At 38.4% G+C, this 25,710-nt stretch carries 26 protein-coding genes; 8 read left to right on the top strand and 18 right to left on the bottom strand.

Features of this window, described 5'->3' with window-relative positions; all coding sequences use genetic code 11:
- Nucleotides 1-28: 28 nt before the first annotated feature.
- Nucleotides 29-1,699 carry a formate--tetrahydrofolate ligase gene (locus tag SPAR10_RS09585; protein ID WP_004253627.1) on the bottom strand — a complete coding sequence of 557 codons (1,671 nt, stop codon included), beginning with the start codon at nt 1,697-1,699 and terminating at the stop codon, nt 29-31.
- 234 nt (nt 1,700-1,933) lie between these two features.
- Between SPAR10_RS09585 and SPAR10_RS09580 the strand changes: the two genes are divergently transcribed.
- Genes SPAR10_RS09580 through SPAR10_RS09570 form a run of 3 tightly spaced genes read left to right on the top strand, consistent with a single transcriptional unit; the run spans nt 1,934 to nt 3,733 of the window.
- Nucleotides 1,934-2,623, top strand: a complete 690-nt coding sequence (locus SPAR10_RS09580; RefSeq protein ID WP_004253625.1) for a phosphopantothenate--cysteine ligase — start codon at nt 1,934-1,936, stop codon at nt 2,621-2,623.
- Nucleotides 2,624-2,634: 11 nt separating this feature from the next.
- A complete protein-coding gene (gene coaC, locus SPAR10_RS09575) occupies nt 2,635-3,186 on the top strand; it encodes a phosphopantothenoylcysteine decarboxylase (RefSeq protein ID WP_004253623.1) in 552 nt (183 codons plus the stop codon).
- Nucleotides 3,170-3,733 carry an ECF transporter S component gene (locus SPAR10_RS09570; protein ID WP_004253621.1) on the top strand — a complete coding sequence of 188 codons (564 nt, stop codon included), beginning with the start codon at nt 3,170-3,172 and terminating at the stop codon, nt 3,731-3,733. Before coaC ends, SPAR10_RS09570 begins: the two co-directional genes overlap by 17 nt.
- Nucleotides 3,734-3,766: 33 nt before the next feature.
- On the opposite strand, the gene udk is transcribed toward SPAR10_RS09570, so the two are convergent.
- The 3 genes from udk to SPAR10_RS09555 all read right to left on the bottom strand — a co-directional run bounded on the left by udk (nt 3,767) and on the right by SPAR10_RS09555 (nt 6,527).
- A complete protein-coding gene (gene udk / locus SPAR10_RS09565) occupies nt 3,767-4,405 on the bottom strand; it encodes a uridine kinase (RefSeq protein WP_004253618.1) in 639 nt (212 codons plus the stop codon).
- A gap of 120 nt (nt 4,406-4,525) precedes the next feature.
- Complete coding sequence (gene ptsP / locus SPAR10_RS09560) at nt 4,526-6,259, bottom strand: phosphoenolpyruvate--protein phosphotransferase (protein ID WP_025170577.1); 1,734 nt, start codon at nt 6,257-6,259, stop codon at nt 4,526-4,528.
- A gap of 4 nt (nt 6,260-6,263) precedes the next feature.
- Nucleotides 6,264-6,527 carry a phosphocarrier protein HPr gene (locus SPAR10_RS09555; protein ID WP_000146952.1) on the bottom strand — a complete coding sequence of 88 codons (264 nt, stop codon included), beginning with the start codon at nt 6,525-6,527 and terminating at the stop codon, nt 6,264-6,266.
- Nucleotides 6,528-6,887: 360 nt separating this feature from the next.
- Here SPAR10_RS09555 and nrdH point away from each other — a divergent pair, with 360 nt between their 5' ends.
- From nrdH to SPAR10_RS09530, 5 genes are all read left to right on the top strand, one after another.
- Nucleotides 6,888-7,106, top strand: coding sequence for a glutaredoxin-like protein NrdH (gene nrdH / locus SPAR10_RS09550; RefSeq protein ID WP_004253610.1), 219 nt, complete (start codon nt 6,888-6,890; stop codon nt 7,104-7,106).
- Nucleotides 7,107-7,175: 69 nt separating this feature from the next.
- Nucleotides 7,176-9,335 (top strand): class 1b ribonucleoside-diphosphate reductase subunit alpha, encoded by a 2,160-nt coding sequence (nrdE, locus tag SPAR10_RS09545; protein WP_004253603.1) that lies wholly within the window; start codon nt 7,176-7,178, stop codon nt 9,333-9,335.
- A gap of 28 nt (nt 9,336-9,363) precedes the next feature.
- Nucleotides 9,364-9,735 (top strand): hypothetical protein, encoded by a 372-nt coding sequence (locus SPAR10_RS09540; protein WP_004253600.1) that lies wholly within the window; start codon nt 9,364-9,366, stop codon nt 9,733-9,735.
- Nucleotides 9,736-9,759: 24 nt separating this feature from the next.
- On the top strand, nt 9,760-10,722 hold the full coding sequence (gene nrdF / locus SPAR10_RS09535) for a class 1b ribonucleoside-diphosphate reductase subunit beta (protein ID WP_004253599.1): 963 nt from the start codon (nt 9,760-9,762) through the stop codon (nt 10,720-10,722).
- A 130-nt stretch (nt 10,723-10,852) separates the two neighbouring features.
- Complete coding sequence (locus tag SPAR10_RS09530; RefSeq protein ID WP_004253596.1) at nt 10,853-11,620, top strand: DeoR/GlpR family DNA-binding transcription regulator; 768 nt, start codon at nt 10,853-10,855, stop codon at nt 11,618-11,620.
- Nucleotides 11,621-11,658: 38 nt separating this feature from the next.
- Here SPAR10_RS09530 and lacG read toward each other — a convergent pair whose 3' ends face one another.
- The 14 genes from lacG to lepA form a co-directional block, all read right to left on the bottom strand.
- Complete coding sequence (gene lacG / locus SPAR10_RS09525; protein ID WP_004253594.1) at nt 11,659-13,065, bottom strand: 6-phospho-beta-galactosidase; 1,407 nt, start codon at nt 13,063-13,065, stop codon at nt 11,659-11,661.
- A 213-nt stretch (nt 13,066-13,278) separates the two neighbouring features.
- Entirely contained in the window at nt 13,279-14,970 is a 1,692-nt protein-coding gene (locus SPAR10_RS09520; protein WP_004253587.1) for a lactose-specific PTS transporter subunit EIIC, read from the bottom strand.
- Complete coding sequence (locus tag SPAR10_RS09515; RefSeq protein WP_004253583.1) at nt 14,970-15,287, bottom strand: PTS lactose/cellobiose transporter subunit IIA; 318 nt, start codon at nt 15,285-15,287, stop codon at nt 14,970-14,972. Before SPAR10_RS09515 ends, SPAR10_RS09520 begins: the two co-directional genes overlap by 1 nt.
- Before the next feature lie 34 nt (nt 15,288-15,321).
- Nucleotides 15,322-16,158: a PRD domain-containing protein gene (locus SPAR10_RS09510; protein ID WP_004253580.1), complete on the bottom strand. Its 837-nt coding sequence runs from the start codon at nt 16,156-16,158 to the stop codon at nt 15,322-15,324.
- 241 nt (nt 16,159-16,399) lie between these two features.
- Nucleotides 16,400-17,380, bottom strand: a complete 981-nt coding sequence (gene lacD, locus SPAR10_RS09505) for a tagatose-bisphosphate aldolase (protein ID WP_004253578.1) — start codon at nt 17,378-17,380, stop codon at nt 16,400-16,402.
- A 1-nt stretch (nt 17,381) separates the two neighbouring features.
- Nucleotides 17,382-18,311 (bottom strand): tagatose-6-phosphate kinase, encoded by a 930-nt coding sequence (locus SPAR10_RS09500; protein WP_004253575.1) that lies wholly within the window; start codon nt 18,309-18,311, stop codon nt 17,382-17,384.
- Nucleotides 18,312-18,321: 10 nt separating this feature from the next.
- A complete protein-coding gene (lacB, locus tag SPAR10_RS09495) occupies nt 18,322-18,837 on the bottom strand; it encodes a galactose-6-phosphate isomerase subunit LacB (RefSeq protein WP_001216925.1) in 516 nt (171 codons plus the stop codon).
- A gap of 30 nt (nt 18,838-18,867) precedes the next feature.
- Complete coding sequence (lacA, locus tag SPAR10_RS09490) at nt 18,868-19,293, bottom strand: galactose-6-phosphate isomerase subunit LacA (RefSeq protein ID WP_000029280.1); 426 nt, start codon at nt 19,291-19,293, stop codon at nt 18,868-18,870.
- Between the two features lie 257 nt (nt 19,294-19,550).
- A complete protein-coding gene (locus tag SPAR10_RS09485; RefSeq protein WP_004253570.1) occupies nt 19,551-20,444 on the bottom strand; it encodes an aldose 1-epimerase family protein in 894 nt (297 codons plus the stop codon).
- A 102-nt stretch (nt 20,445-20,546) separates the two neighbouring features.
- Nucleotides 20,547-22,022 (bottom strand): PTS galactitol transporter subunit IIC, encoded by a 1,476-nt coding sequence (locus tag SPAR10_RS09480; protein WP_004253567.1) that lies wholly within the window; start codon nt 22,020-22,022, stop codon nt 20,547-20,549.
- 44 nt (nt 22,023-22,066) lie between these two features.
- Nucleotides 22,067-22,372 (bottom strand): PTS sugar transporter subunit IIB, encoded by a 306-nt coding sequence (locus SPAR10_RS09475; RefSeq protein WP_000590576.1) that lies wholly within the window; start codon nt 22,370-22,372, stop codon nt 22,067-22,069.
- A 39-nt stretch (nt 22,373-22,411) separates the two neighbouring features.
- A complete protein-coding gene (locus tag SPAR10_RS09470) occupies nt 22,412-22,888 on the bottom strand; it encodes a PTS sugar transporter subunit IIA (protein ID WP_000521965.1) in 477 nt (158 codons plus the stop codon).
- Nucleotides 22,889-23,086: 198 nt separating this feature from the next.
- Nucleotides 23,087-23,695 carry a hypothetical protein gene (locus SPAR10_RS09465; RefSeq protein WP_004253562.1) on the bottom strand — a complete coding sequence of 203 codons (609 nt, stop codon included), beginning with the start codon at nt 23,693-23,695 and terminating at the stop codon, nt 23,087-23,089.
- Between the two features lie 125 nt (nt 23,696-23,820).
- On the bottom strand, nt 23,821-25,644 hold the full coding sequence (gene lepA / locus SPAR10_RS09460) for a translation elongation factor 4 (protein ID WP_004253559.1): 1,824 nt from the start codon (nt 25,642-25,644) through the stop codon (nt 23,821-23,823).
- Nucleotides 25,645-25,710: the final 66 nt, after the last annotated feature.

Genomic DNA, 25,710 nt, shown 5'->3' with positions numbered 1-25,710 from the left:
ATCTAAGAGGTTGTCTTTTGTGTTTGAATTAGAATAATCCAAGAACAGTTCCATCGCTTTCAACATCCATGTTGAGAGCGGCAGGACGTTTTGGAAGTCCAGGCATAGTCATGACATCACCAGTTAAGGCAACGATGAAGCCTGCACCAAGTTTTGGTACCAATTCACGAATGGTAATTTCAAAGTTTTCAGGTGCTCCAAGTGCATTTGGATTATCTGAGAAACTGTACTGTGTCTTAGCCATACAGATTGGTAATTTGTCCCATCCGTTTTGAACGATTTGAGCGATTTGTGTTTGAGCTTTCTTTTCGAAGTTTACTTTGCTACCACGGTAGATTTCAGTAACAATCTTTTCGATTTTTTCTTGAACAGAAAGGTCGTTGTCATAGAGACGTGTGTAGTTTGCTGGGTTTTCGTCGATTGTTTTTACGAGAGTTTCAGCTAGAGCAACGCCTCCTTCAGCTCCATCAGCCCATACGCTAGCCAATTCGACTGGAACATCAATTGAAGCACATAGTTCTTTCAAAGCTGCGATTTCAGCTTCTGTATCAGAAACAAATTCATTGATAGCAACAACCGCTGGAATACCGAATTTACGAATATTTTCAACGTGGCGTTTCAAGTTTGCAAATCCAGCACGTACTGCTTCTACATTCTCTTCTGTCAGAGCATCTTTAGCAACTCCACCATTCATTTTAAGGGCACGAAGAGTCGCTACGATAACAACCGCAGATGGAGCAGTTGGCAAGTTTGGAGTCTTGATATCTAGGAACTTCTCTGCACCAAGGTCTGCACCAAAGCCGGCTTCTGTTACAGTATAATCAGCTAGACGAAGAGCTGTTTTTGTCGCCAATACAGAGTTACATCCGTGGGCAATATTGGCAAATGGGCCACCGTGTACGAATGCAGGTGTACCATAGATTGTTTGAACCAAGTTGGGTTTAATAGCATCTTTCAAAATCAATGCCAAGGCACCCTCGACCTGTAAGTCACCAACTGAAACTGGTGTGCGGTCATAACGGTAGCCGATGACGATATTAGCCAAACGACGTTTCAAATCTTCAATATCAGTTGCCAAGCAAAGGATAGCCATGATCTCTGAAGCAACTGTGATATCAAAACCATCTTCACGTGGAATACCATTAAGTGGACCACCAAGACCAACAGTTACGTGACGAAGAGCACGGTCATTCAAGTCAACAACACGTTTCCAGAGAATACGACGTTGATCGATTCCTAGCTCATTTCCTTGGTGCAAATGATTGTCAATCAAGGCAGAGAGAGCATTGTTGGCAGTTGTAATAGCGTGCATATCTCCAGTAAAGTGAAGGTTGATATCTTCCATTGGTAACACTTGGGCATAACCACCACCAGCAGCTCCACCTTTAATCCCCATAACAGGGCCAAGAGAAGGTTCGCGGATGGCAATCATCGTTTTCTTGCCAATCTTATTCAAAGCATCAGCAAGACCAATGGTAATGGTTGATTTTCCTTCACCAGCAGGTGTTGGGTTGATAGCTGTAACAAGAATCAACTTACCAACTGGATTGGTTTCAACTTCACGAATTTTATCAAAGCTTAGTTTAGCCTTGTACTTTCCATACAACTCCAAATCATCATATGAAATACCAAGTTTCTCAACAACATCAACGATCGGTTTTAACTCAATACTCTGTGCAATTTCAATATCTGTTTTCATAAAAAAACTCCTCTAGCCTCTAATGTGTTAATTCATTATATCATAAAACAAGATTTTTAACAGTCATTATGATTAGTAACGTTCGTGAATATCGCTAAATAACAGACTTTCTTTATCTCTATTTAATTTTTTATATGCCTTTATAGATTTTAACTATGGATTAACATCCTATTTTCGGCCCTTGTTACATCGCTTTCATTTTACTTAATGCTCATTTTTTTGTACAATAGTTCTATGAAAATTTTAGTTACTTCTGGTGGTACAAGTGAAAAAATTGATAGAGTTCGTTCTATTACCAATCACTCTTCCGGTAAACTTGGAAAAATTATCACCGAAACTCTTCTAAAGGCTGGTCACGAAGTTTGTTTGATTACCACTCTTCAGGCAGTTAAGCCACTTAGTCAGCCAAACTTGACTATCATCGAAATTAAAAATACTGCTGATTTGCTGCAAGTCATGAAAGATAAGGTTATGGATCACCAGGTCTTAATCCATTCCATGGCAGTATCAGACTACACTCCTGTATATATGACTGGGTTTGATGCACTTCAAGCTAGTCAAGATTTAACAGAGTTTTTAGATAGGAAGAATCAGGAAACAAAAATTTCCTCTAAAGATGACGTACAGGTGCTTTTTCTCAAGAAAAATCCTAAGATCATATCTCTTGTTAAAGCATGGAATCCCAGCATTCATCTGATTGGGTTTAAATTATTGGTTGATGTCAGTCGGGAACATCTGATTCAAATCGCTAGAGAAAGTCTTGAAAACAATCAAGCTGATTTGATTGTAGCAAACGACCTCACTCAGATTAACAGCGAGCAACACAAGGCTTACTTAGTCGAGAAAAATAGTGTTCAAACTGCTACTACTAAACAAGAAATTTCTGATTTACTCCTCGATAGAATCCTGAAATTTAATGATTAGAAAGGAATCATATGGCTAATATTACAATCGCTATTACTGGATCTATTGCCGCATACAAGACTGCTGATTTAGTTAGTTCTTTGAAAAAACAGGGGCATTCTGTGACCGTTCTTATGACTCAGGCTGCGACAGCATTTATTCAGCCTTTAACCCTTCAAGTCTTATCTCAAAACAGCGTGCATCTGGATGTTATGAAGGAACCATATCCTAACAAAGTTAATCATATCGAACTTGGAAAAGAAACAGATTTATTTATCGTAGTTCCTGCGACAGCCAATACAATCGCTAAATTAGCTCACGGTTTTGCTGACAATATGGTGACTGCTACTGCTCTTGCTTTGCCACACTTTGTACCCAAACTATTGGCTCCAGCTATGAACACAAAGATGTATGACCACCCTGCGACCCAAGCTAATCTTAAAACTTTAGAAGATTATGGTTATACAATTGTTTCTCCCAAAGATTCTCTACTCGCCTGTGGGGATACAGGTCGTGGTGCTCTCGCTGATCTCAAAACTATTTTACAAGAAATAAAGGATAAAATTCATGAAAAAACGCTCTAATATTGCTCCAATCGCTATCTTTTTTGCCATTATGATTGTTATTCATTTACTAAGCTCAATTTTATTTAATGTACTTCCCTTTCCAATCAAACCAACCATCGTTCACATTCCAGTAATTATTGCAAGTATTATCTACGGACCAAGAATCGGCGCAACCTTAGGTTTCCTGATGGGAATGCTTAGCTTAACGGTTAATACTCTCACAATCCTACCAACAAGCTATCTCTTCTCACCATTTGTACCAAATGGTAACTTTTATTCAGTTGTGATTGCAATTGTTCCTCGTATCTTAATCGGTTTGACCCCTTATTTCGTCTATAAACTACTAAAGGGAAGAGCTGGACTCATCTTTGCAGGTGCACTTGGCTCACTCACGAATACAGTTTTTGTCTTAGGCGGTATCTTCTTTCTCTTTGGTAATGTTTTTGATGGAAATATTCAAAAACTATTAGCGACTGTTATCTCAACAAATTCAATCGCAGAATTAATTATCTCGGCCCTCTTAACACTCGTCATTGTTCCGAGACTTGAAAAAATTAAACAATAAAAACTGTATCAAGAGATACAGTTTTTTTAATTATTACTGGGCTAAACGAGCTTCTTCTAAAATCTTTTCAATCTTTGTTGTCAGTAAATCAATTGCTACAGTATTGGTCACTCCTTCTGGAATAACGATATCTGCATAACGCTTTGTTGGCTCGATAAATTGATGATACATAGGTTTTACGACACCAAGATACTGATCAATAACGCTATCCAAACTACGACCACGCTCTTCCATATCACGCTTAATACGACGAATGATACGGACATCATCATCTGTATCAACGAAAATCTTGATATCCATCAAATCACGAAGACGTTTGTCTTCTAAAACCAAAATTCCTTCTACAATAAAGACATCTTGAGGTTCTTGGCGATAGGTTTTCGAGCTTCTTGTATGGGCAGCATAATCATAGGTAGGAATATCAACAGGACGCCCCGCCAATAATTCCTTAATTTGCGCAATCATCAAGTCAGTATCAAAAGCAAAAGGATGATCATAGTTTGTTTTGATACGCTCCTCAAAGGTTAGATGAGATTGATCTTTATAGTAGGAATCATGCTCAATCATGGCAATTTTTTCATTTGGGAAATGGGATAAAATTGCTTTAGAAACACTGGTTTTTCCTCCACCAGATCCCCCTGTTACTCCGATAATGATTGGTCTGTTTTGCATAGTTGCCTCCGTATTTTTCCTTTGTCTATTTTACCATATTTTTAGAAAATTTTACAGGATGACTTTTCAAATTAGAGTACAAAAAACCTTGTAGTTTAGTTCTACAAGGTTTTAATGTTTTTAATCAAAGTTAACGTATTCTTTTGAAAGTTCAAGAACTTCTTCCATTGTTGAACATTCAGTAAGAGCACGGTTAGCGTATTCTTGCATCTTAGCTGTGTCAAGTTTCTTCATCAAGCTACGTGTACGAAGTACTGAAGTAGCTGACATTGAGAACTCATCCAAGCCCATTCCGACAAGAAGTGGAACAGCTGTTTGGTCCCCAGCCATCTCACCACACATACCAGCCCATTTACCTTCAGCGTGAGCTGCTTTGATAACATTGTTGATCAAGCGAAGGATTGATGGATTGTATGGTTGGTAAAGGTATGAAACTTGTTCGTTCATACGGTCAGCAGCCATTGTGTATTGGATCAAGTCGTTTGTACCAATTGAGAAGAAATCAACTTCTTTGGCAAATTGGTCTGCAAGCATAGCTGCAGCTGGGATTTCAATCATGATACCAACTTGGATATCATCCGCAACAGCAACACCTTCAGCAACTAATTTTGCTTTTTCTTCTTCAAGGATACCTTTAGCAGTACGGAACTCTTTCAACAAAGCAACCATTGGGAACATGATACGCAATTTACCGTGAACAGATGCACGAAGCAATGCACGTAATTGCGTACGGAACATTTGGTTACCAGTTTCAGAGATAGAGATACGCAAAGCACGGTAACCCAAGAATGGATTCATTTCTTTAGGAAGATCGAAGTAAGGAAGTTCTTTATCCCCACCGATATCCATTGTACGAACGACAACAGGTTTACCGTTCATACCTTCAAGAACTGCTTTGTAAGCTTCGTATTGGTCGTCTTCCGTTGGGAAATCTTGAGAATCCATGTACAAGAATTCTGTACGGTAGAGACCAACAGCTTCAGCACCATTTTCGTTCACACCTTCAACATCTTTAGGTGTACCGATATTAGCTGCCAACTCAAAGTGTTTACCATCTGCAGTAACAGTTTTAGCATCTTTCAAAAGAGCCCATTCAGCTTTTTGTTTAGCGTAAGCTTCACCAGCTGCTTTGAATTCTGCAATTTGTTCTTCAGTTGGGTTGATAACAACTTCACCTGAAATACCTGAAACAGCCAAAATGTCACCATCTTTTACAAGTTCAGTGATGTTGTTTGTACCCAATACAGCTGCAATTTCAAGTGTACGAGCCATGATAGCTGAGTGACTTGTACGTCCACCAATGTTTGTCACAAAAGCTTTTACAAAGTTTTTGTCCAATTGAGCAGTATCAGATGGAGTCAAGTCATGTGCAATCACGATTACTTCTTCATTAATAGAAGCTGGGTTTGGCAGTTTCTTGCCAAGAAGATTTGCCAAAACACGTTTTGTAACGTCGCGAATATCCGCTGCACGTTCCTGCATGTATGGGTTGTCTTCCATGCCTTCGAAGATAGTGATAAACATGTCTGTAACTTCTTTCAGACCTGCTTCTGCATTTACTTTCTTAGCACGAATTGTTTCTTTAATCTGACCGATCAATTCAGGGTCAGCAAGAACCATCAAGTGAGCGTCAAATACTTGCGCCGCTTCTTCACCAAGCGTACCTACAGCCTTCTCGCGGATAAGAGAAAGCTCGTTTTGAGAAGCTTCAAGAGCAACATCCAAACGAGCCTCTTCTGCATTTGTATCTTCGACTGTAATAGTCTCGAATGATAAATCCGGTTGAACGAGTAGATATGCTTTAGCAACTGCAACACCATCAGATGCTGCGATTCCTTTAAGCATTTCTGTCATATCCTTATGCCAATCCTTCTTTTTCCATTGTTTCTGAGATAGCAGCGATAGCGTCATCAGCGTCTGCACCTTCAGCAGTGATTGTAACGTCAGCACCTTGACCAACACCAAGGCTCATAACACCCATGATAGATTTAAGGTTAACTGATTTACCTTTGTACTCAAGAGTAATATCTGAAGCAAATTTGCTAGCAGTTTGTACCAACAATGTTGCTGGACGTGCGTGAATACCTGTTTCTGCCACTACGTGGAAATCTTTAGAAGCCATAATTTGACTCTCCTTTAAATGTTTTCTTTTTGAGTTATATCTGATAACCCTTACAATTTGGTATTATATCACCTTCTAGGATTTTTTTCAAGTATTTTATGGGATTTCTTCTTTTTCCTTTCAGATAACTTGCTGAAAATCTTCTATTTTATGTATCAAAATACATCATGTAGTTTTTTATAATTTTAACATTTAGAAAACGCTGTTATTTATGGGTTTTATTTTTTACAATCACTATATATTGTGCTTGGATAACTCTCATCTGAAAAAAATCTACAATATTTAGTTTTTCTTCGTTGACAAAGATTTTTTTTCTGATATACTTAAGAAGTAATTAAATTTTGAAAGAGGAGTTACAGAATGGTAACCGTTTATTCTAAAAACAATTGTGTTCAATGTAAAATGACCAAACGATTCTTAGATAGTAACAAAATCGCATATCGCGAAATCAATCTTGATGAACAACCTGAATTTATTGAACAAGTTAAAGAGCTAGGCTTCAGCGCTGCTCCTATCATTCAAACACCAACTGAAGTTTTCTCTGGTTTCCAACCAGCAAAACTTAAAGAACTTGCTTAAGTATCAGGATTAAAAGCTTCTATGTCAATCTTAGAAGCCTTTCTTTTGTAATGAATTAAAGGAAATTTTATGGGATTAAAACAACTTGAGGACGTAACTTACTTCCGTCTAAATAATGAAATCAACCGTCCTGTTAATGGACAAATCATGCTCCACAAAGATAAAGAAGCCTTGGACGCTTTCTTTAAAGAAAATGTTGTGCCAAATTCTATGGTTTTTGATTCTATCACTGATAAAATCGATTACCTTATTAAACAAGACTATATCGAAACAGCGTTTATCAAGAAATATCGTCCAGAATTCTTAGTAGAGCTTTACCAATTTATTAAGGATCAAAACTTCCAATTCAAGTCTTTCATGGCAGCATACAAGTTTTACAATCAATATGCCTTGAAAACTAATGACGGAGAGTACTATCTTGAGAGCATGGAAGACCGTGTCTTCTTTAACGCTCTTTACTTTGCTGATGGTGACGAAGCTATCGCAATTGATATTGCCAATGAAATCATCCACCAGCGTTACCAGCCTGCTACACCTTCTTTCTTGAATGCAGGCCGTGCACGTCGTGGTGAATTGGTATCCTGTTTCTTGATTCAGGTAACAGATGATATGAACTCTATTGGACGTTCTATCAACTCAGCTCTTCAACTTTCACGTATCGGTGGTGGTGTCGGAATTTCCCTCAGCAACCTTCGTGAAGCTGGTGCACCTATCAAAGGCTATGAAGGAGCTGCTTCTGGTGTCGTACCGGTTATGAAGCTTTTCGAAGACAGCTTCTCTTACTCTAACCAACTGGGTCAACGTCAAGGGGCTGGGGTTGTTTACCTTAACGTCTTCCACCCAGACATTATTGCTTTCCTTTCTACTAAGAAAGAAAATGCTGATGAAAAAGTTCGTGTCAAGACTCTTTCACTTGGTGTTGTGGTACCAGATAAATTCTACGAATTAGCACGTAAGAATGAGGAAATGTACCTCTTCAGTCCTTATTCTGTTGAAAAAGAGTATGGTGTACCTTTTAACTACATCGATATCACAGAAAAATACGATGAATTGGTGGCAAATCCAAACATCCGTAAGACAAAAATTAAGGCCCGTGATTTGGAAACAGAAATTTCTAAATTGCAACAAGAATCTGGCTATCCTTATGTAGTCAATATCGATACTGCTAACCGTGCAAATCCTGTTGATGGCAAGATTATCATGAGTAACTTGTGTTCAGAAATTCTTCAAGTCCAAGAACCAAGTCTTATCAACGATGCGCAAGAATTCCTTCAAATGGGTACTGACGTTTCATGTAACCTTGGTTCAACCAACGTTGTAAATATGATGACATCACCTGACTTTGGACGTTCTATTCGTGCAATGGTTCGCGCTTTGACCTTTGTAACAGATAGCTCTCACATCGTTGCTGTTCCAACTATCGACCACGGAAATAGCCAAGCTCATACATTTGGACTTGGTGCTATGGGGCTTCACAGCTATCTTGCTCAGCAATTAATCGAATATGGATCACCTGAGTCTGTTGAATTTACAAGCATCTACTTTATGCTTTTGAATTACTGGACTTTGGTAGAATCAAACAATATTGCACGTGAACGTGGTATTACCTTCCACAACTTTGAGAAATCAGACTATGCAAATGGTACTTATTTCGATAAGTATACGTCTGGTCAATTTGTTCCAAAATCTGATCGTGTTAAAGAACTCTTTGAAGGAATCTTTATCCCGTCTGCATCTGATTGGGCTGAACTTCGCGATAAAGTTAAAGAAGATGGACTTTACCACCAGAACCGTCTTGCTGTTGCGCCGAATGGTTCTATCAGCTACATCAATGACGTGTCTGCTTCTATCCACCCAATCACTCAACGTATTGAAGAACGTCAAGAGAAGAAAATTGGTAAGATTTACTATCCTGCTGCAGGATTATCAACTGAAACTATTCCTTACTACACTTCTGCCTATGACATGGATATGCGTAGAGTTATCGATGTCTATGCTGCTGCAACTGAGCACGTAGACCAAGGGCTTTCACTTACTCTCTTCATGCGTAGTGATATCCCAACAGGTCTTTACGAATGGAAGAAAGAGAACAAACAAACAACACGTGACCTATCTATCCTTCGTAACTACGCCTTTAACAAGGGCATTAAGTCTATCTACTACGTTCGTACCTACACAGATGACGGCGGTGAAGTTGGTGCTAACCAATGTGAAAGCTGTGTGATTTAAGTCGAAGTTCATTTTTAAGGTAACAATCATGAAAAACCTAATTTTAGAATCTGTTAAAATTATAAAAGAAGTTAAGTGGGATTATGCTAAAATGGCTCAACTTACAAAATTATGGGGAGGGCCAAAAAAAGCAGCTGCTATACTTATTTCTTTGGGGACTGCTCTAGGTGCAGTAGCAACTATCAGTTTTCAAAAAGTATATAAAAATTTTCTTTCTAAACTTCAAACAAGCAAGAATAAAAACACCTTAAACAATGAAATCAATCAACTAATTCAACAAAAAACTGATGATTACTTAGTCGAAGTACAAAAAAGAAAAGAAAACAATCAAAGTACAGATGACATTGATGAGGAATATAACAATTCTATACAACAACTTTTAGATAGCAAACAAAAATGAATATTTCAGAAGGAATTTTATAAAATGGAAACTTACTACAAAGCCATTAACTGGAATGCCATCGAAGATGTCATCGATAAATCAACATGGGAAAAACTAACTGAACAATTTTGGTTGGATACACGTATTCCCTTATCTAATGACTTAGATGACTGGAGAAAGTTATCAAATAAAGAAAAAGACTTGGTAGGAAAAGTCTTTGGCGGTTTGACACTTTTGGATACCATGCAGTCTGAAACAGGGGTTCAAGCGTTACGTGCAGATATCCGTACACCACATGAGGAAGCTGTGTTTAACAACATCCAATTTATGGAATCTGTCCACGCTAAATCTTATTCTTCTATTTTCTCAACCTTGAATACCAAGACTGAGATTGAAGAAATCTTTGAATGGACTGATACAAACCCATATCTTCAGAAAAAGGCACAAATCATCAATGAGATTTACCTTAACGGAACACCACTTGAAAAGAAAGTGGCTAGTGTATTCCTTGAAACCTTCCTCTTCTACTCTGGTTTCTTCACTCCACTCTACTATCTAGGAAATAACAAGTTGGCAAACGTTGCTGAAATCATCAAACTCATCATTCGGGACGAGTCAGTTCACGGAACATATATTGGTTATAAATTCCAACTTGGTTTCAACGAATTACCAGAAGAAGAGCAAGAAAAGTTAAAAGACTGGATGTACGACCTGCTCTACACTCTTTATGAAAATGAGGAAGGTTATACAGAGAGTTTATATGATGGTGTTGGTTGGACTGAAGAAGTGAAAACATTCCTTCGCTACAACGCCAATAAAGCTCTTATGAACCTAGGACAAGATCCTCTCTTCCCTGACTCAGCTGACGATGTAAACCCAATTGTTATGAATGGAATTTCAACTGGTACATCCAACCACGACTTCTTCTCTCAAGTTGGTAATGGTTATCTACTTGGTGAAGTCGAAGCTATGCAGGACGATGATTATAACTACGGATTAGACTAATTAAAAAATATAAAAACATCTGAGTTAAAAACAAACACAGATGTTTTTTGTTTTTGTTTATTTTTGTTTTATTTAAGTTGCTTAGATGTTTAAAATGTGATAAAATGATATTGGATATGGGGGTGATTCAATGCTAAAACAAGAAAAACTAGATGTGATTTTAGAGATTGTCAATACAAGAGGAACCATCACAGTCAAAGAAATAATGAATCGTTTAGATATTTCTGATATGACTGCTCGACGTTATCTGCAAGAGTTAGCTGACAAAGATCTACTTGTTCGAGTGCATGGAGGCGCTGAAAAACTTCGTTCTGGTTCTCTATTAGCAAATGAACGCTCGAATGTCGAAAAGCAAGGTCTTCAGATTGCTGAAAAACAAGAAATCGCAAAGTTTGCTGGTCATTTAGTCGAAGAAAGAGAAACGATTTTTATCGGTCCAGGTACTACTCTTGAGTTTTTTGCGCGTGAACTTCCAATAGATAATATTCGTGTGGTAACAAATAGCCTTCCTGTTTTCATTATCTTGAATGAACGAAAACTGACTGATTTAATTTTGATTGGTGGAAATTATCGAGAAATCACCGGTGCCTTTGTCGGAACCTTAACGCTCCAAGATATCGAAAGTCTTCAATACTCTAAAGCTTTTGTTAGTTGCAATGGTATAAAAGATCATGCTATCGCTACTTTTAGCGAAGATGAAGGCGAAGTCCAAAAGCTAGCATTAAATAATGCTAATAAAAAGATTCTTCTTGCTGACCACAGTAAATTTAATAAGTTTGATTTTTATACTTTCTATAATATCGCTGATATTGATACGATTATTTCAGATTCAAAACTTAGCCAAGAAACCCTAAAAACTTTGTCCAAACAAACAAAGATTATTAAATCGACACCTTAAAAAGTCTCACCATTGGTGAGACTTTTTTATCGTTACATTTACTCAATAACTCCTGTTTCAGCTACTTTCTTGTACCAATGAGCTGATTTCTTAGGATAACGTTCTTGTGTATCGAAATCAACGTAGAAGAGTCCGTAACGTTTTTCATAACCATTAGACCATGAGAAGACGTCCATGAGTGACCAGATGAAGTATCCTTTGACGTTTGCACCATCGGCAATCGCATCAGACAATACTTCCAAATGTTGTTTCACATAATCGATACGGCCATCATCGTAAACAGTGTTGTCCACAAATTCATCTTTGTATCCAAGTCCGTTTTCAGTGATGTAGATCTTCTTATAGTTTGGATAATCCTCCTTCACACGCATGATCTGATCATATAGCCCTTGAGGATAAATGATCCAGTCCCAGTCAGTGCGAGGTACATAATCAGGAGCTACACGACGACCAACACCTTTGATTTGGTATTTAGAGCTTCCTTTTTCCCCTTTACCATTGTGGATGATCTCAGTTTCACCATCAAATGCTTCCATCCAATCACTCATGTAGTAGTTAATTCCAAGGAAGTCATTCAGGTCTTTAGCTGCTTCAAGTGCTGCAAAGTCTTCGTCCCGAAGATCCAGACTACCACCATTAACAGACAAAATGTGGTTTACACCTTCCATGGTTGCATCTGAATAGTGTCCAAGGTAGGTTGCATCCAAGATAAATTTGTTGTGGATGATATCTTCCAACTCAGCCGCACGTACGTCTGCAGGATTTTTAGGATCCAATGGATACTTAGTTGGAAGGGCGTGAACAACCCCGATTTCACCTTTGTAGCCTTTGTCTTTGTACAATTTCACAGCTCGTGCATGAGAGACCATCATGTTGTGGTGTGATTGGAAGACTTTGGCAAGATCATATTGAATGCCTGGAGGGAATTTACCAACCAAGTATTGACCATCACCAATTGGGCCAATTTCATTGAAAGTTGTCCAGTAGTTTACCTCTGGAAACTCTTCAAAACAGAAAGCGGCATAATCTACAAAGTGTTCTATATTTTCGCGGTTTAAGAAATCTCCATTTGAATGAAGATCTTCTGGTGTGTCAAAATGATGCAAAGTCACAAATGGTTCAACATGACGCTTGTGGCATTCAGCAAATAGTTCATGGTAGAATTCAACACCTTTTTCATTTACTTCGCCGTAGCCCGTTGGGAAAATACGAGACCAAGCGATCGAAATCCGGATACCATTGACGCCATATTCTTCAGCCAACTGTAAGTCTACTGGATATTTATGGTAGAAATCACTTGCTGGTTCTGCTGTATACCAATAGTTATCTGCTAAGTATTTGTCCCAAGCAACTGGTCCTTTTCCGTCAGTATGGGTAGCTCCTTCTGCTTGATAGGCAGCTGTTGCCCCACCAAAAATAAAATCTTTAGGAAGTGTTTTTGTCATTTTTTCACCTATTTCTTGATTGTATAAAATGAAAAGTGAGGGGAGAGGAGTTAGTGAGCCATCCATCTCCATCTCACTTTTTGTTCCAAGCCACCGAATTGTGACATGAGGAGGTAAAAACGATATATTTTTACCGACGAATTAACAAGGCGATTAGGAAAATCGCCATAGCGATTTCCGTTACGATAGGAGACTGTTTCACAGTCCCTATCGTTAATCGAATTGAGCCTGAACGAATGCAAGAGCGCCTTTACCATCACGAGTCAACTTGATGTATTGAGCTCCTTCAGTCTTAGCCAATTTGATTCCAAGTTTATCTGTTTCAGCCTTCATATCCTCAAAGTTTGAAGCAACCTGAGGCGCCAAGATAACAAGGTCAAATTCTGGCAACATTTCACGGTGGGCTCCATAGCCACCTGCTGCAGCTTTAACTGGAACTTTATACTCTTCTGCGGCTTTATTCAAAGCATTGGCAAGAAGACCACTTGTTCCTCCACCCGCACAAAGAACGAGGACGTTTGTTTCTTCAGTAATTGTATTTTGTGCTGATTCTACTCCAGCTTTTGCAAGAATAGCATCTGCTTTTGCAGTGTTAAAGTTTGCAGCTACTTTATCTTTTAATTCATCATTAGCTTTACCTGAACGTTCTTCTTCAAGAATTTGTTCATCATAAACCTTGAGGAATGGATAGTAGATAGCAATATCTACTACAATTAACAATGCTGCAAGAGCGAATGATAAGAACTGGAAGTTTGTACCAAGAACAATACCAAGAGGTCCTGGTGTAGTCCATGGAAGGTTGGCAGTAAATGAGTTCATGCCAAGTGTTTCAATAAAGAACTTAAAGATCCATACGTTTGCAATTGGTGCAAAGATGAATGGGATAAAGAAGATCGGGTTCAAAACAAGTGGTGCACCAAACAAGATTGGTTCGTTTACACCAAAGAATGTAGGAACTACTGAAGCGCGTCCAATAGCACGATTTCGTTTCGATTTACATAACCACATAAACATGAATGGAACCACAAGAGTTGCCCCTGTACCACCCATAGTAACGATAAACATTTGTGTACCAGATGTAAGGATCTTATCAGCGTGCATACCTTGTTGAAGAAGGTTCAAGTTGACTTCGGCATTTGCATAAGTAATCGCTGCAATCGCAGGCTCAACGATAGATGGGCCGTGAATACCAATAAACCAGAAGAATGCAAAGGCACCGAAAATAATCGTAATACCAACATAACCGTCTGCTGCTGAGAATAGAGGCGCAAAGAATTTACCGATTGATTCTGCTACGCTTGCACCAACAAAATGACGAGCAAGTAAGTCAAGACCGTATAGGGAAACGACAGAAAGCGTAAATGGAATAACATCTTTAAAGACCTGTGAGATATTTGGTGGAACTTCGTCAGGCATTCGAATAGTAACATTATTCTTCACACAAACCTTATAGATTGCTACAGTCACAAAGGCTGCTAGGAAAGCTGAAAGCAAACCTTTTGTTCCGAGGAAACCTGTTGCAAAGCCCCCTTCAATTGGGTCAGCTGCCAACATCAATAACCCAACAATAGCAGCTAATAGAGTTGACATATAGTTGATTTGGTTAGTTTTTTCCATGCTACGGTTAACAGAGTCTGTTAAAGATTTAGCAGTTGTACCAGCAACCAAAAGTGCGAGAATACCCATTGAATAACTGTAGGGTTTCATCAAAAGTGCTACTACTTCATCAGACCATTTAAAGCCCCAAGAGTTTGGAACAAAGGCAATCAAGATAAAAATACTTGAGAAGAGAATGACTGGCATTCCAGCGATAAATCCATCACGAATAGCACGAAGATAGATATTTCGAGATAGCTTTTCAAAGAAAGGCTTCCCTTTCTCGATATAGGCAATTAACTTATTCATTATTTAGCTCCTCTTTTATAAAGTTCAATTAAATGGTGCATCAAATCTTTTAACAAAATAGTTGTCATCAAGTGATCTTGGCCATGCATCATGGTCACGCTATAAGCCAAATCATCACCTGCAGCTTCCTTGGTTAAAAGACTTGTTTGCGCGTGGTGTGCTTCAGCGATACAGCTACCAGCTTCCACAACTAAGCTATCCGCTTTCGCAAAATCACCAGCTTCAGAAGCCTTCAAAGCTTCCAATAATTTTGAACGAGCATCGCCAGCATAGGCTACGATTTCAAAACCTAACAATGTTACTTCTTCTCTATTCATGATAGAATTCTCCTTATATATTTTTTAGTAGATGTTATGACAATAAACGTTGAATGTGTAGAACAAGATAAACTCGTTCACTCTTGTAAAGGTCAAGACCAGTTTCCTGAGCAATGACTTCATAAATTTTGCTACCAATTTCGAATGCTTCTGGATAAGTATTCTTTATATGTTCTTCCATATCGAGCAAGGATTGATTATCATCGCGACTACGATCCAGATAATCCAAGAAATAATTGAGATGAATCATAAAGCGATCGTAAAAATTATTATTTTCAGGTGTTCGCTGGATTTTATAACTCTTCAAAACGCTTTCAACCCTCTTTAAAATTTCCTTTCTCTTATCAATCGACTCAACAACTTCGACTTTATTCTCACCTTCTGCATTGATGAAGTGATAAGCGATACGAATGATCTCGTCTTCAGGAAAATTTTCTGTCAGTTTTTGACGATAGATTTCAAAAGCTTCTTGTGCAATCTGGAAAGCGATAGGATATTTGGCAGAAATATCAGGCAAGTTACTATCCTTATAACGCCCTTGACTAATAGCCTGATAAGAACAATAGATATGGTCTGTCAGAGTGACGTAGAGATACTCTTGGACAGGATATTGATATTTTTTAGAAAGATTATCAATTATCTCATAAGTAACCGTAATAAAATCAAGCGGTACATCCTTGAGAAGAGCCATAAAATTTTCTCGCGACTCTTCTGTTTTCATCCGGAAAACTTTTTCAACCTGATCCTCAGAAATCAAATCTCCCTTCTTCTTACCGAACGAAATACCCTTACCAATTACGATCAACTCCTCTCCCTTACTATTACGCACAAGAGAAACATTGTTATTCATTGGATTTAATATCCGATACATGGCAACCTCCTTGCCCTATTATTTAAGTTTTGTGAGCATAAAAAATGACCACAAATGAACTCAGAAAATATACATCTGAGTCATCTGTGATCATGCCTAATATTACTTAGTAACACTCACTTTGTATTAACTTGTGACTTTAGTATATCACAAGAATGATTTTTTGTAAACCTTTACATACAACTTTTTTTAAAATGTTTTAAAGTTTTTTTACCAGGTTTTAGGACATAAAGGGGGAAGTTTACACACGTTCAGTCCATGAAGTTGCTGTTGTTTGAAGAACCTTGTTGAGTTCGTCAATGTTCTCAAATCCAGTTGTACGAAGCCATTCGCGGGCTGCTGCTTCACCATCTTTGATATAAGCCTCAACAGATCCAGCCCATGTTGCACGTCCACAAAGAACACCATTGAAGTTTGCGCCTGATTCGTGGGCAAAGACAAGAGTTTCTTGGAAGAGCTTAGCAGATACACCTGCACTCAAGTAGATGTATGGAAGGTTAGTTGCTTCATCTTGCGCTTTGAAGAATGCTGCTGCTTCTTCACGTGTATGAACGATTTCTCCATCACCAAAGCCTTCAACGTATTTCACGTTAACTGGAACTTCTACTTTCAAGACATCGATGTTGAAACGTGGGTCTGAGAAGACTTTCATGGCACCAATAACCTTGTGAGGTTTCACTTTAGCGTATTCTGCAGAACCTGCGTCAGCAATCTTTTCATCGTAAGCCAAGATTTCAAGGAAGAATGGAATATCTTCAGCCACACACTCAGAACCGATACGTTCAATGTAGGCTTGTTTTTGTTGGTTAAGTTCGTCAGAGCTATCTACGTCATAGTAAAGCAAGAACTTAACTGCATCTGCACCTTGTTCTTTGATACGTTTTGCAGACCAAACATCCAAGCAGTCTGGCAAACGTTTTGTGCTTGTTGTGTCGTAGCCTGTTTTTTCATAAGCAAGAAGAAGACCTGCATTTGGAGCAAGTGCTTTTGTAGCAGGAAGTCCATACTCAGGATCAAGAAGCATTGATGAAGCGTATTTTGTCAATTCATCCGCAACTAACACTTTAAGTTCTTCCATTTGAGCTACTGTTGGCTCTTCTGTTTGGTATTGAGCCATGAGACGTTTCAAAGCACCACGTTGGTCAAAAGCAAGAGCTGAGATGATACCATTTTCATCTGAGAGTTTTTGCAAACATGCACGTTTATTTTCTGTTAAAACCATTTTATACCTCTTTCACTACTAGTTGGTCATATAGGCCTTGATAGTTAGCCATATTGACATGACCGGTCACTTTTTCTTGAGCATTAAGCATACCAAGGACATTCGCCTTAGTCAGCAATTCTTGATCAGATTCTTTATGGAAAAGACCTGATGCAATACCTGCAACGGTTGAATCACCTGACCCAACTGGGTTTACAACTTGTATTCTTGGAATATCCACTTTATAGAAAGTGTCCCCGTGTTTTGCAAAGGCACCATTAGCACCTAAGGAAACGATGATCCACTCAATTCCTTCAAATAGGGGCTCTTGAAGAACCTCTTTTAATTCATCCAAGTCTTTAGAAATTTCTCTTCCTAAAAGTTGAGACAATTCTTCATTATTTGGCTTGATAACCGTTGGTTTATGTGGAGATTCAAGAACCGCCTGAAGTGCAGCTCCTGAACAGTCCAAGACAACAGGTTTACCAGCTTGGTTAGCAAGTTCAACTAGACTAGCATAATAGTCAACAGGAAGTCCTGCTGGTAGACTACCTGAAATGGCTACTACCTCTACAGTCTCTATAAGTTCCTTGAAATGAGCCAAGAAATCTTGACCTTCTTGTTCTTGAACTTTAGGACCTTTTTCTAGGATTTCTGTTTGGTTTTCTCCATGTAGAATTGCAATACAGTTACGGGTTTCACCTTGAATAGAGAAGAAACGTTTGCTTACTTTATTATCAATATTTTCTACTAAAAAATCACCAAGTTTACCACCAACAAGTCCTGTTGCGACTACAGAATCACCAAATTCTGATAGAACTCGTGTAACATTGAGACCTTTACCACCCGCTGTTTTCGTAACATCGACAACACGGTTGACAGTGTCAATTTTTAATTCATCCAAAGGATAGGAAATATCAATGGATGGGTTCATTGTGACTGTTAAAATCATGAGTCACCTCTTAGTCGTGATATTCACCGCGATCCCATTTTTCAAGGAATTCTGTAAAGAAGTTGGCATCAGTTTGGTGATCGTTATGAGTTTCAACGTGTTGAATTTTAGCGATCAATTTTTTGTTTTCTTCAGATGGTTTGTATTCAGCGTTGATGAAAGCTTCAATGATATCGCACATAAGCAATTCACCAGTGATTTTACCACCAAATCCGATAACGTTGGCATTCAATTGTTCTTTAGCGTAAAGAGCTGTAGTCATATCACGAACCAAAGCAGAACGAACACCTGGAACTTTGTTAACAGCGTTATTGATACCTACACCAGTACCACAGATACATACACCAAGATCAGCTTGGCCACTAACTACTGCTTCACCAACTTTTTTACCAAAGATTGGGTAGTGAGTACGAGCGTGGTCATAAGTACCAAAGTCGATGACTTCATGTCCTTTTGATTTCAAAAATTCTGAAACCGCCATTTTTTCATTAGTTACGATGTGGTCACATCCAATTGCAATTCTCATTTTTATCTTACCTTTCTTTCGTTATAAAAATTAGCACATTTTGTTCAACATGTCGACACGAATCTGGTGACGACCGCCGTCGTACTTACCGTTTACAAAGCCTTTAGCGATGTTCTTAGCCAATTCGTCACCAACGAGTTGAGCACCCATAGTAATCATACGTGAGTTGTTGTGACCACGAGTCATATAAGCTGAACGTTCGTCAGATACTTCTGCAGCAACCATTCCCTTGATTTTAGTAGCAACCATAAATGGACCTGCACCATAAGCATCAATGACAATACCAAGGTTTTGTTCTTCTTTTTTAACTTCTTCAGCAACTGCAAGAGTTACATCAACGAAGTCTTGACCTTCAGCTGTAACATCCACAACGTGGAAGTTTTCTTTTTCCAAGAAATCTTTCACGACTTCTTTCAATCTCAAACCTGCAGCATCTGCACCAATAACAATAGACATATTGTATACTCCTTTTTTATATAGACCAGTAAAAATATTTTGGTTCTGGAAAGAAAATGACCATCACCAAGTAGTTACTAGTAGTTTTTGTTGACTATTTTAGTTTAAGAATGATTCATCTAATCACTCTTTGTAACTTCTCCTTGGAGAAATTGGAAGAATAACTTGTTAAAACAAACACAAATTGTTCTTTCTAAACATAATATACTACTATTGTTTAAAAAAGTCAACAGTTTATGTTTGTTTTTGTTTATTTTTTAGAAAATTTCTATATCAAAACCAATTTGATCACTTTGACCTGGATTTAAGATTCGAACATTTTTCTTATCTTCTAGATGATCTCCCTCTTCGAGTGAAGTTGACAAACCTGACCAAGGTTCCAGAGCAAGGAAGGGACCTTTATTAAGCGTTGACCAAACGATGAGGTTTGGAAACTCTTTAAAGTCTAGTTTTAATCCCTTATCATGCTTACGTGACCGTAAGGAAACAGAGCGAGAGGCTAACTCATCTAAAGTCACAGCATCATAGCTAAAGAAATCATAGTTTAGATCCAATTCTTTTTGATCTTTTAACCAGCTACTTCTATCTTGAAAATCTAACATCCCTGTTTCTGGGAATGGCTTAGGAACTGTACAAGTTTCTGGCTTTTCAAATTCAAGATAGTAGTCTTCATAAGCCTCACCATCAAATAAAGGACAGTTAAAGCCAGGATGTCCACCAATAAAGTAAGGCATTTTCTTATTTGTTTCCTTATTGGTAACTTGATACTGTGTTCGAATAGTATTTCCAGTAACAGAATAAGTTATTTCTAGACGAAAATGATAGGGATAATTCTCATACATTTCTTGGTCATCTTCGATAGCAAAGGTGACTGAGTTCTCTGTTTGTTCCACTAATTCAAATTCTTTTTTTCGAACCAATCCATGACGTGGAATTTTACCTTTTACTTGACTACCATCTTCTTGCTCATAAAAGACAGTATCATTTCTAACGGATCCACAAATTGGAAATAGAACAGGTGCTTGTCCACTCCAGTAAGTTGGATCTCCCTGCCACAAATACTCAATTCCATCTTTGTCTTTTATTGAAGAAAGTGCACCACCAAAAGTTTGAAACTGTACACTTAACTGTTCTGTTTTTAATTCAATCATTAGAATTACCTCCATTTATTTAAGGCCTAAAAAACTAGGCTGTCGACTCCAGATTTGGAAACTGACAACCTAGTTTTTACAATTTACATTTTTAGGAGCGAATTATTTTGCGTTTGCTGCGTATTCTTCATTACGTTTGATCATTTGTTTTCTGTACCATGCAAAGATACCAACGTAGAATACTAGGAATACTAATGCGCCAAGGATAGCTTTGATATCACCAGTTGTAGCGTTACCAATTGCCCAACCAAATAGTTTTTCGATTGGTCCTTCAAGAGTTGAGTGAGTAATCAATTGAGTTTGGCTTACACCTTCTGGGAAGGCACCTACACCTTTAGCAAGTTCTGTTGCAAATGGTGCGATAAGTGTACCTGAAAGAAGGAAGAGTGGCAACAAGAGTGTTCCGAAGATAATCATACGGAGCAATTTACCACGAGTAACTACCAAGAGAGCTGGAGTTACACCCATTGCGATGATACCAGCAAGTGGCAAGATACCATTTCCGACATTTGAAAGAAGCACAGCTTCAACCAACATGATTGGAGCAAGTACGTTGGCACAAGCCCAGATTTCAGCACGACCAGCGATAAATGGCCAGTCAAGACCGATGTTGAATTTACGTCCTTGAAGACGTTTAGTAGCAACGTTTGTAATACCTTGTGAAAGTGGTTCTACGGCTGCGATGAACCATGAACCGATCAATGAGAAGAGCTCCAAGCAGACACCAGCAGTCAAACCAAGTGACAACCAACCTTTAATTACATATTCCCATTTTTCAGCCCCTTCAACACCTGCAACCGGATGTGGAGTACCCATCAAACCGATAACGATACCAAGGATGAAACCGATGAAGAATTTAGATCCCCAGAAACCGATTCTCTTGTTCAATTTAGCAGCGTCAAAGTCGTATTTATCAAGACCTGGGAAGAGTTTATCAAAAATCTTATCCAAAACCATGATAACTGGGTTCATCATGTAGTTCATGTGAGTTGAAGTCATTGGTGATGAACTTGGTGCGTTAAGAAGGTCATCAAATGTTGGTTTCATCAAGTCAGAGTTGATAATTTTAAGAACCCCAACAAGAACAACTGCTGCAGTCGCGATGAAGAGTGAAACTCCTTGGCTAACTCCATTGTTGTCAGCGTACCATTTGATCAAAAGACCTGTGATAGACAAGTGCCAGATATCAAAGATATCGACGTCAAGTGTATCAGTTTTCTTCATTGCAAGCATTACAATGTTGACGATCAACATCACAAGCAAGAAGTAAAGTGTCCAAGCTGAACCCCAAGTGATTGTAGCAAGTGGTGCCCAACCAACGTCGGTAATATTCAATTGAATACCAGTGTTTTCAACGAATTTTGCAAGAGACGCTGAGAAAGCACCATTTAACATACCGATGATAGCACCGATACCAGTAAGAGCGATGGCAAGTTTGATACCACCTTCAAGCGCTTTGGAGAATTTCACTCCAAAAAGTAGAGCCAATAATGTCAAAATGATCAGCATGATGATCGGTCCACCCATTTCCAAGATAGGTTTGAACAGCTTATTGGCTAGTTCGATAATGATATCCATAATTTTCCTCCCTTTATTTTTATGGAATATTTACAAATTAATAATTAACTTAGACCATGTTCTTTGATAGCTGCTTCAATATTGTCATAAACTGGAGCGCTCATAGCTGGAATACGGAACAAGATTGGTCCTGCTTCAACAACTGGGATACCTGGTTCAAAACCTAAATCAGTAGCAGCGATTGGTGTGAAGATATCATAACCTTTAATCAAGTCTTCATTGACATCTTTTACCATAACAGCATCACATTGAACATCGTACCCACGGTTAGAAAGTTCTTCTTCAAGAGCACTTTTAATTTGGTGGCTTGAGTTAACACCTGCACCACAAGCAGCAAGAATTTTAATCATTTGGATTTCCTCCGTTTTTATATAAAAATTATTAACAAATTAAGCAGTCGCTTCTGAGATATATTGGAACAAAGCTTCAGGTTCCGTAATCTTAGACAGCGCTTCAAGATGACCATTGCCTGTAAAGAAGTCCATCAACTGTGCAAGTATATTTGTTTGACTTGAACTTGAATTGTTGATGATAAAGAAGAGTAATGATACTTCTACTTCCTTATCAGGAGCAATCATATTGTGGAACGTGACTGGTTTCTCTAGACGAACCACGACAACATTTTCAGTTAGATTATGAATTGTATCAGTATGAGGGATAGCTACGTTAGGCAAATCCTTCCCTAAAAACTCCATATCCAAACCAGTTGGGAACGATTTTTCACGTTCAATCAAGGCCGATCGATAGGTCTCTGTAACAACTTTCTTTTCTTCCAATAGGGTTGCAACTTGATCGAAAAGTTGCTCTTGATTATCTGCTTCTAAGCAAAAGACTAAGTCTTTGTCAAAGAAATGATCTAATCCCATGACCTTCTCCCTTCATATTTAACTTTTATGGTACAAGTATAACACTATATGAAACCGTTGTCAATGTTTTTTTGTTGTATTTTGTTTGATTTTTATTTTTTTGTTTACGAATTAAACATTTAATGATTTCAAACATATTTTTATAATTTTCTTAATAAGTATAATAAAAAAACAGGAATGACTCCTGTTTTCACGATGTTAACTCTTTTTATTGGTCCAACTTTCTTCCACCATTGGAAGGAGATTTTTTAATACCTCTGGAACACCTTCCAGAGAAACATATCTAAACTTGCCATCATCGGATTTAAATACCCAGATAATTAGATATTTCCCATTCTTAGCAATACAGTTTACTACGTAGGCCTCATAGCCTCCGATAGTTGATTTTGACCCCCATACCTTGGAGAAGTCTTGACTTTTCTGTTTAGATTCATAAATGCTAGTTGAAATTTGAACAGTTTCAAGCGCTGCATATTCACTTTCACTAATACCAAACTGCTCAGGTTTAAAGGTATTGAGAGTTACAATATTGACATCCGTTCCATCACAGTACTGAATGTCATCTCCACCTTCAATTTCTTTGAAATGAACCCATGATTTAGGAATTTTCACATATCCATAATCATCAGATCCAACTATTTGAGTTTCTTCCGTCTGTTTTTGCGATGAACTAGGCTCTTGACTTGAAACTTCTTGAACACTAGAAGATGCTTCTGTCTTTACTTCATTTGTCTTTTCTGAATGACTACAAGCAATTAGACCAAGACTGCAAAGTAAAAGTGTAGATAAAGTTATTATTTTTTTCATGATAACTCTCCTTTCCCTTCTATTTTAAAGCAAGAAGAGAAAAGTGTCAAAAAATTACTGTATTTTGAAAATTTACAAAATACAGTAATTGATTTCTTATACTAGATGCCATTCTCACCTATCAACTATTCTTCATCCATGCTCAAGACACTAAGAAAGGCTTCTTGTGGTACTTCAACTGAGCCGATAGATTTCATTCGTTTCTTACCAGCTTTTTGTTTTTCTAGGAGTTTACGTTTACGAGAAACGTCACCACCGTAACACTTGGCAAGTACGTTCTTACGAAGGGCCTTGATATCTGTACGAGCCACAATCTTATGTCCAATAGCTGCTTGAATTGGAACTTCAAATTGTTGACGAGGAATGATTTTCTTGAGCTTGTCAACGATGAGTTTTCCACGTTCATAAGCAAAGTCTTTGTGAACGATAAAGCTGAGAGCATCCACCTTATCACCATTAAGAAGGATATCCATTTTAACCAACTTAGATGGACGATACTCTGACAATTCATAGTCAAAGCTTGCATAACCGCGTGTTGAAGATTTGAGCTTATCAAAGAAGTCAAAGACAATCTCAGCTAGTGGGATTTGATAGATAACATTGACACGATTGTCATCAATATAATCCATCGTCACAAAGTCACCACGTTTGCGCTGAGCTAGCTCCATCACTGCTCCGACAAATTCTTGCGGTACCATAATTTGTGCTTTAACATATGGTTCTTCAATGGTCGCAATCTTTGTAGGATCTGGGAACTCAGATGGGTTAGACACATCCATAGACTCCCCATCAGTCTGATTAACCTTGTAGATAACAGACGGAGCCGTCATGATGAGGTCGATGTTGAACTCACGTTCCAAACGTTCCTGAATAACATCCATATGAAGAAGTCCAAGGAAACCACAACGGAAACCAAATCCAAGAGCCTGGGATGTTTCTGGTTCGAACTGCAAGCTAGCATCATTTAGTTGCAATTTTTCAAGAGCTTCACGAAGGTCGTTGTATTTGTTAGACTCGATTGGATAGAGACCTGCGAAAACCATCGGATTCATCTGCTTGTATCCAGAAAGTGGTTCAGTCGCTGGATTTGTCGCCAAGGTTACTGTATCACCGACACGTGTGTCCTGAACTGTCTTGATAGATGCCGCGATATAACCAACATCACCTGTCGCAAGAAAATCACGTCCTACAGCTTTAGGTGTGAAGATTCCGACTTCAGTTACATCGAAGGTCTTACCATTGCTCATAAGCTGAATCTTATCACCAGGTTTGACTACCCCATCCATGACACGCACTTGGAGGATAACCCCACGGTAAGCATCGTAAACTGAGTCGAAAATCAAGGCTTTCAATGGTGCTGACACGTCACCAGTTGGGGCTGGTACTTTCTCGACAATTTGCTCGAGAATTTCTTCGATACCGATGCCCGCTTTGGCTGAAGCCAGTACTGCTTCGCTAGCGTCTAGACCAATAACATCTTCGATTTCTGTACGCACGCGCTCTGGATCTGCTGCTGGTAGGTCAATTTTATTGATAACTGGAAGGATTTCCAAATCATTATCCAAAGCAAGATAGACGTTTGCCAGGGTTTGAGCCTCAATTCCTTGGGCGGCATCGACTACTAAGATAGCACCCTCACAAGCAGCTAGAGAACGTGATACCTCATAAGTGAAGTCCACGTGTCCTGGTGTGTCAATCAAGTGGAAGATATAAGTCTCACCATCTTTAGCCGTATAATTAAGCTCGATAGCATTAAGCTTGATCGTAATTCCACGCTCACGCTCTAAATCCATACTATCAAGAAGTTGGGCCTGCATTTCGCGACTGGAAACTGTCTCAGTCGCCTCCAAAATACGGTCTGCTAGTGTTGACTTTCCATGGTCAATATGGGCGATAATAGAGAAGTTACGAATCTTCTCCTGTCGTTTTTTCAATTCTTCTAAGTTCATCATTCTCTTCCTTTCAGGGTATCTATTAATTATAAATTGTTTTTAACATTTTGACAAGACCATACC

The organism is Streptococcus infantis SPAR10 (genome assembly GCF_000279535.1).
GTDB lineage: Bacteria > Bacillota > Bacilli > Lactobacillales > Streptococcaceae > Streptococcus > Streptococcus infantis_I.
This window is presented reverse-complemented; position numbering and strand designations above follow the sequence as displayed.

What these genes read in the sequence shown, in the direction of transcription:
- SPAR10_RS09585 (WP_004253627.1), bottom strand. Translation starts at nt 1,699, where the DNA reads ATGAAAACAGATATTGAAATTGCACAGAGTATTGAGTTAAAACCGATC.
- SPAR10_RS09580 (WP_004253625.1), top strand. Translation starts at nt 1,934, where the DNA reads ATGAAAATTTTAGTTACTTCTGGTGGTACAAGTGAAAAAATTGATAGA.
- coaC (WP_004253623.1), top strand. Translation starts at nt 2,635, where the DNA reads ATGGCTAATATTACAATCGCTATTACTGGATCTATTGCCGCATACAAG.
- SPAR10_RS09570 (WP_004253621.1), top strand. Translation starts at nt 3,170, where the DNA reads ATGAAAAAACGCTCTAATATTGCTCCAATCGCTATCTTTTTTGCCATT.
- udk (WP_004253618.1), bottom strand. Translation starts at nt 4,405, where the DNA reads ATGCAAAACAGACCAATCATTATCGGAGTAACAGGGGGATCTGGTGGA.
- ptsP (WP_025170577.1), bottom strand. Translation starts at nt 6,259, where the DNA reads ATGACAGAAATGCTTAAAGGAATCGCAGCATCTGATGGTGTTGCAGTT.
- SPAR10_RS09555 (WP_000146952.1), bottom strand. Translation starts at nt 6,527, where the DNA reads ATGGCTTCTAAAGATTTCCACGTAGTGGCAGAAACAGGTATTCACGCA.
- nrdH (WP_004253610.1), top strand. Translation starts at nt 6,888, where the DNA reads ATGGTAACCGTTTATTCTAAAAACAATTGTGTTCAATGTAAAATGACC.
- nrdE (WP_004253603.1), top strand. Translation starts at nt 7,176, where the DNA reads ATGGGATTAAAACAACTTGAGGACGTAACTTACTTCCGTCTAAATAAT.
- SPAR10_RS09540 (WP_004253600.1), top strand. Translation starts at nt 9,364, where the DNA reads ATGAAAAACCTAATTTTAGAATCTGTTAAAATTATAAAAGAAGTTAAG.
- nrdF (WP_004253599.1), top strand. Translation starts at nt 9,760, where the DNA reads ATGGAAACTTACTACAAAGCCATTAACTGGAATGCCATCGAAGATGTC.
- SPAR10_RS09530 (WP_004253596.1), top strand. Translation starts at nt 10,853, where the DNA reads ATGCTAAAACAAGAAAAACTAGATGTGATTTTAGAGATTGTCAATACA.
- lacG (WP_004253594.1), bottom strand. Translation starts at nt 13,065, where the DNA reads ATGACAAAAACACTTCCTAAAGATTTTATTTTTGGTGGGGCAACAGCT.
- SPAR10_RS09520 (WP_004253587.1), bottom strand. Translation starts at nt 14,970, where the DNA reads ATGAATAAGTTAATTGCCTATATCGAGAAAGGGAAGCCTTTCTTTGAA.
- SPAR10_RS09515 (WP_004253583.1), bottom strand. Translation starts at nt 15,287, where the DNA reads ATGAATAGAGAAGAAGTAACATTGTTAGGTTTTGAAATCGTAGCCTAT.
- SPAR10_RS09510 (WP_004253580.1), bottom strand. Translation starts at nt 16,158, where the DNA reads ATGTATCGGATATTAAATCCAATGAATAACAATGTTTCTCTTGTGCGT.
- lacD (WP_004253578.1), bottom strand. Translation starts at nt 17,380, where the DNA reads ATGGTTTTAACAGAAAATAAACGTGCATGTTTGCAAAAACTCTCAGAT.
- SPAR10_RS09500 (WP_004253575.1), bottom strand. Translation starts at nt 18,311, where the DNA reads ATGATTTTAACAGTCACAATGAACCCATCCATTGATATTTCCTATCCT.
- lacB (WP_001216925.1), bottom strand. Translation starts at nt 18,837, where the DNA reads ATGAGAATTGCAATTGGATGTGACCACATCGTAACTAATGAAAAAATG.
- lacA (WP_000029280.1), bottom strand. Translation starts at nt 19,293, where the DNA reads ATGTCTATTGTTATTGGTGCAGATGCTGCAGGTTTGAGATTGAAAGAA.
- SPAR10_RS09485 (WP_004253570.1), bottom strand. Translation starts at nt 20,444, where the DNA reads ATGATTGAATTAAAAACAGAACAGTTAAGTGTACAGTTTCAAACTTTT.
- SPAR10_RS09480 (WP_004253567.1), bottom strand. Translation starts at nt 22,022, where the DNA reads ATGGATATCATTATCGAACTAGCCAATAAGCTGTTCAAACCTATCTTG.
- SPAR10_RS09475 (WP_000590576.1), bottom strand. Translation starts at nt 22,372, where the DNA reads ATGATTAAAATTCTTGCTGCTTGTGGTGCAGGTGTTAACTCAAGCCAC.
- SPAR10_RS09470 (WP_000521965.1), bottom strand. Translation starts at nt 22,888, where the DNA reads ATGGGATTAGATCATTTCTTTGACAAAGACTTAGTCTTTTGCTTAGAA.
- SPAR10_RS09465 (WP_004253562.1), bottom strand. Translation starts at nt 23,695, where the DNA reads ATGAAAAAAATAATAACTTTATCTACACTTTTACTTTGCAGTCTTGGT.
- lepA (WP_004253559.1), bottom strand. Translation starts at nt 25,644, where the DNA reads ATGAACTTAGAAGAATTGAAAAAACGACAGGAGAAGATTCGTAACTTC.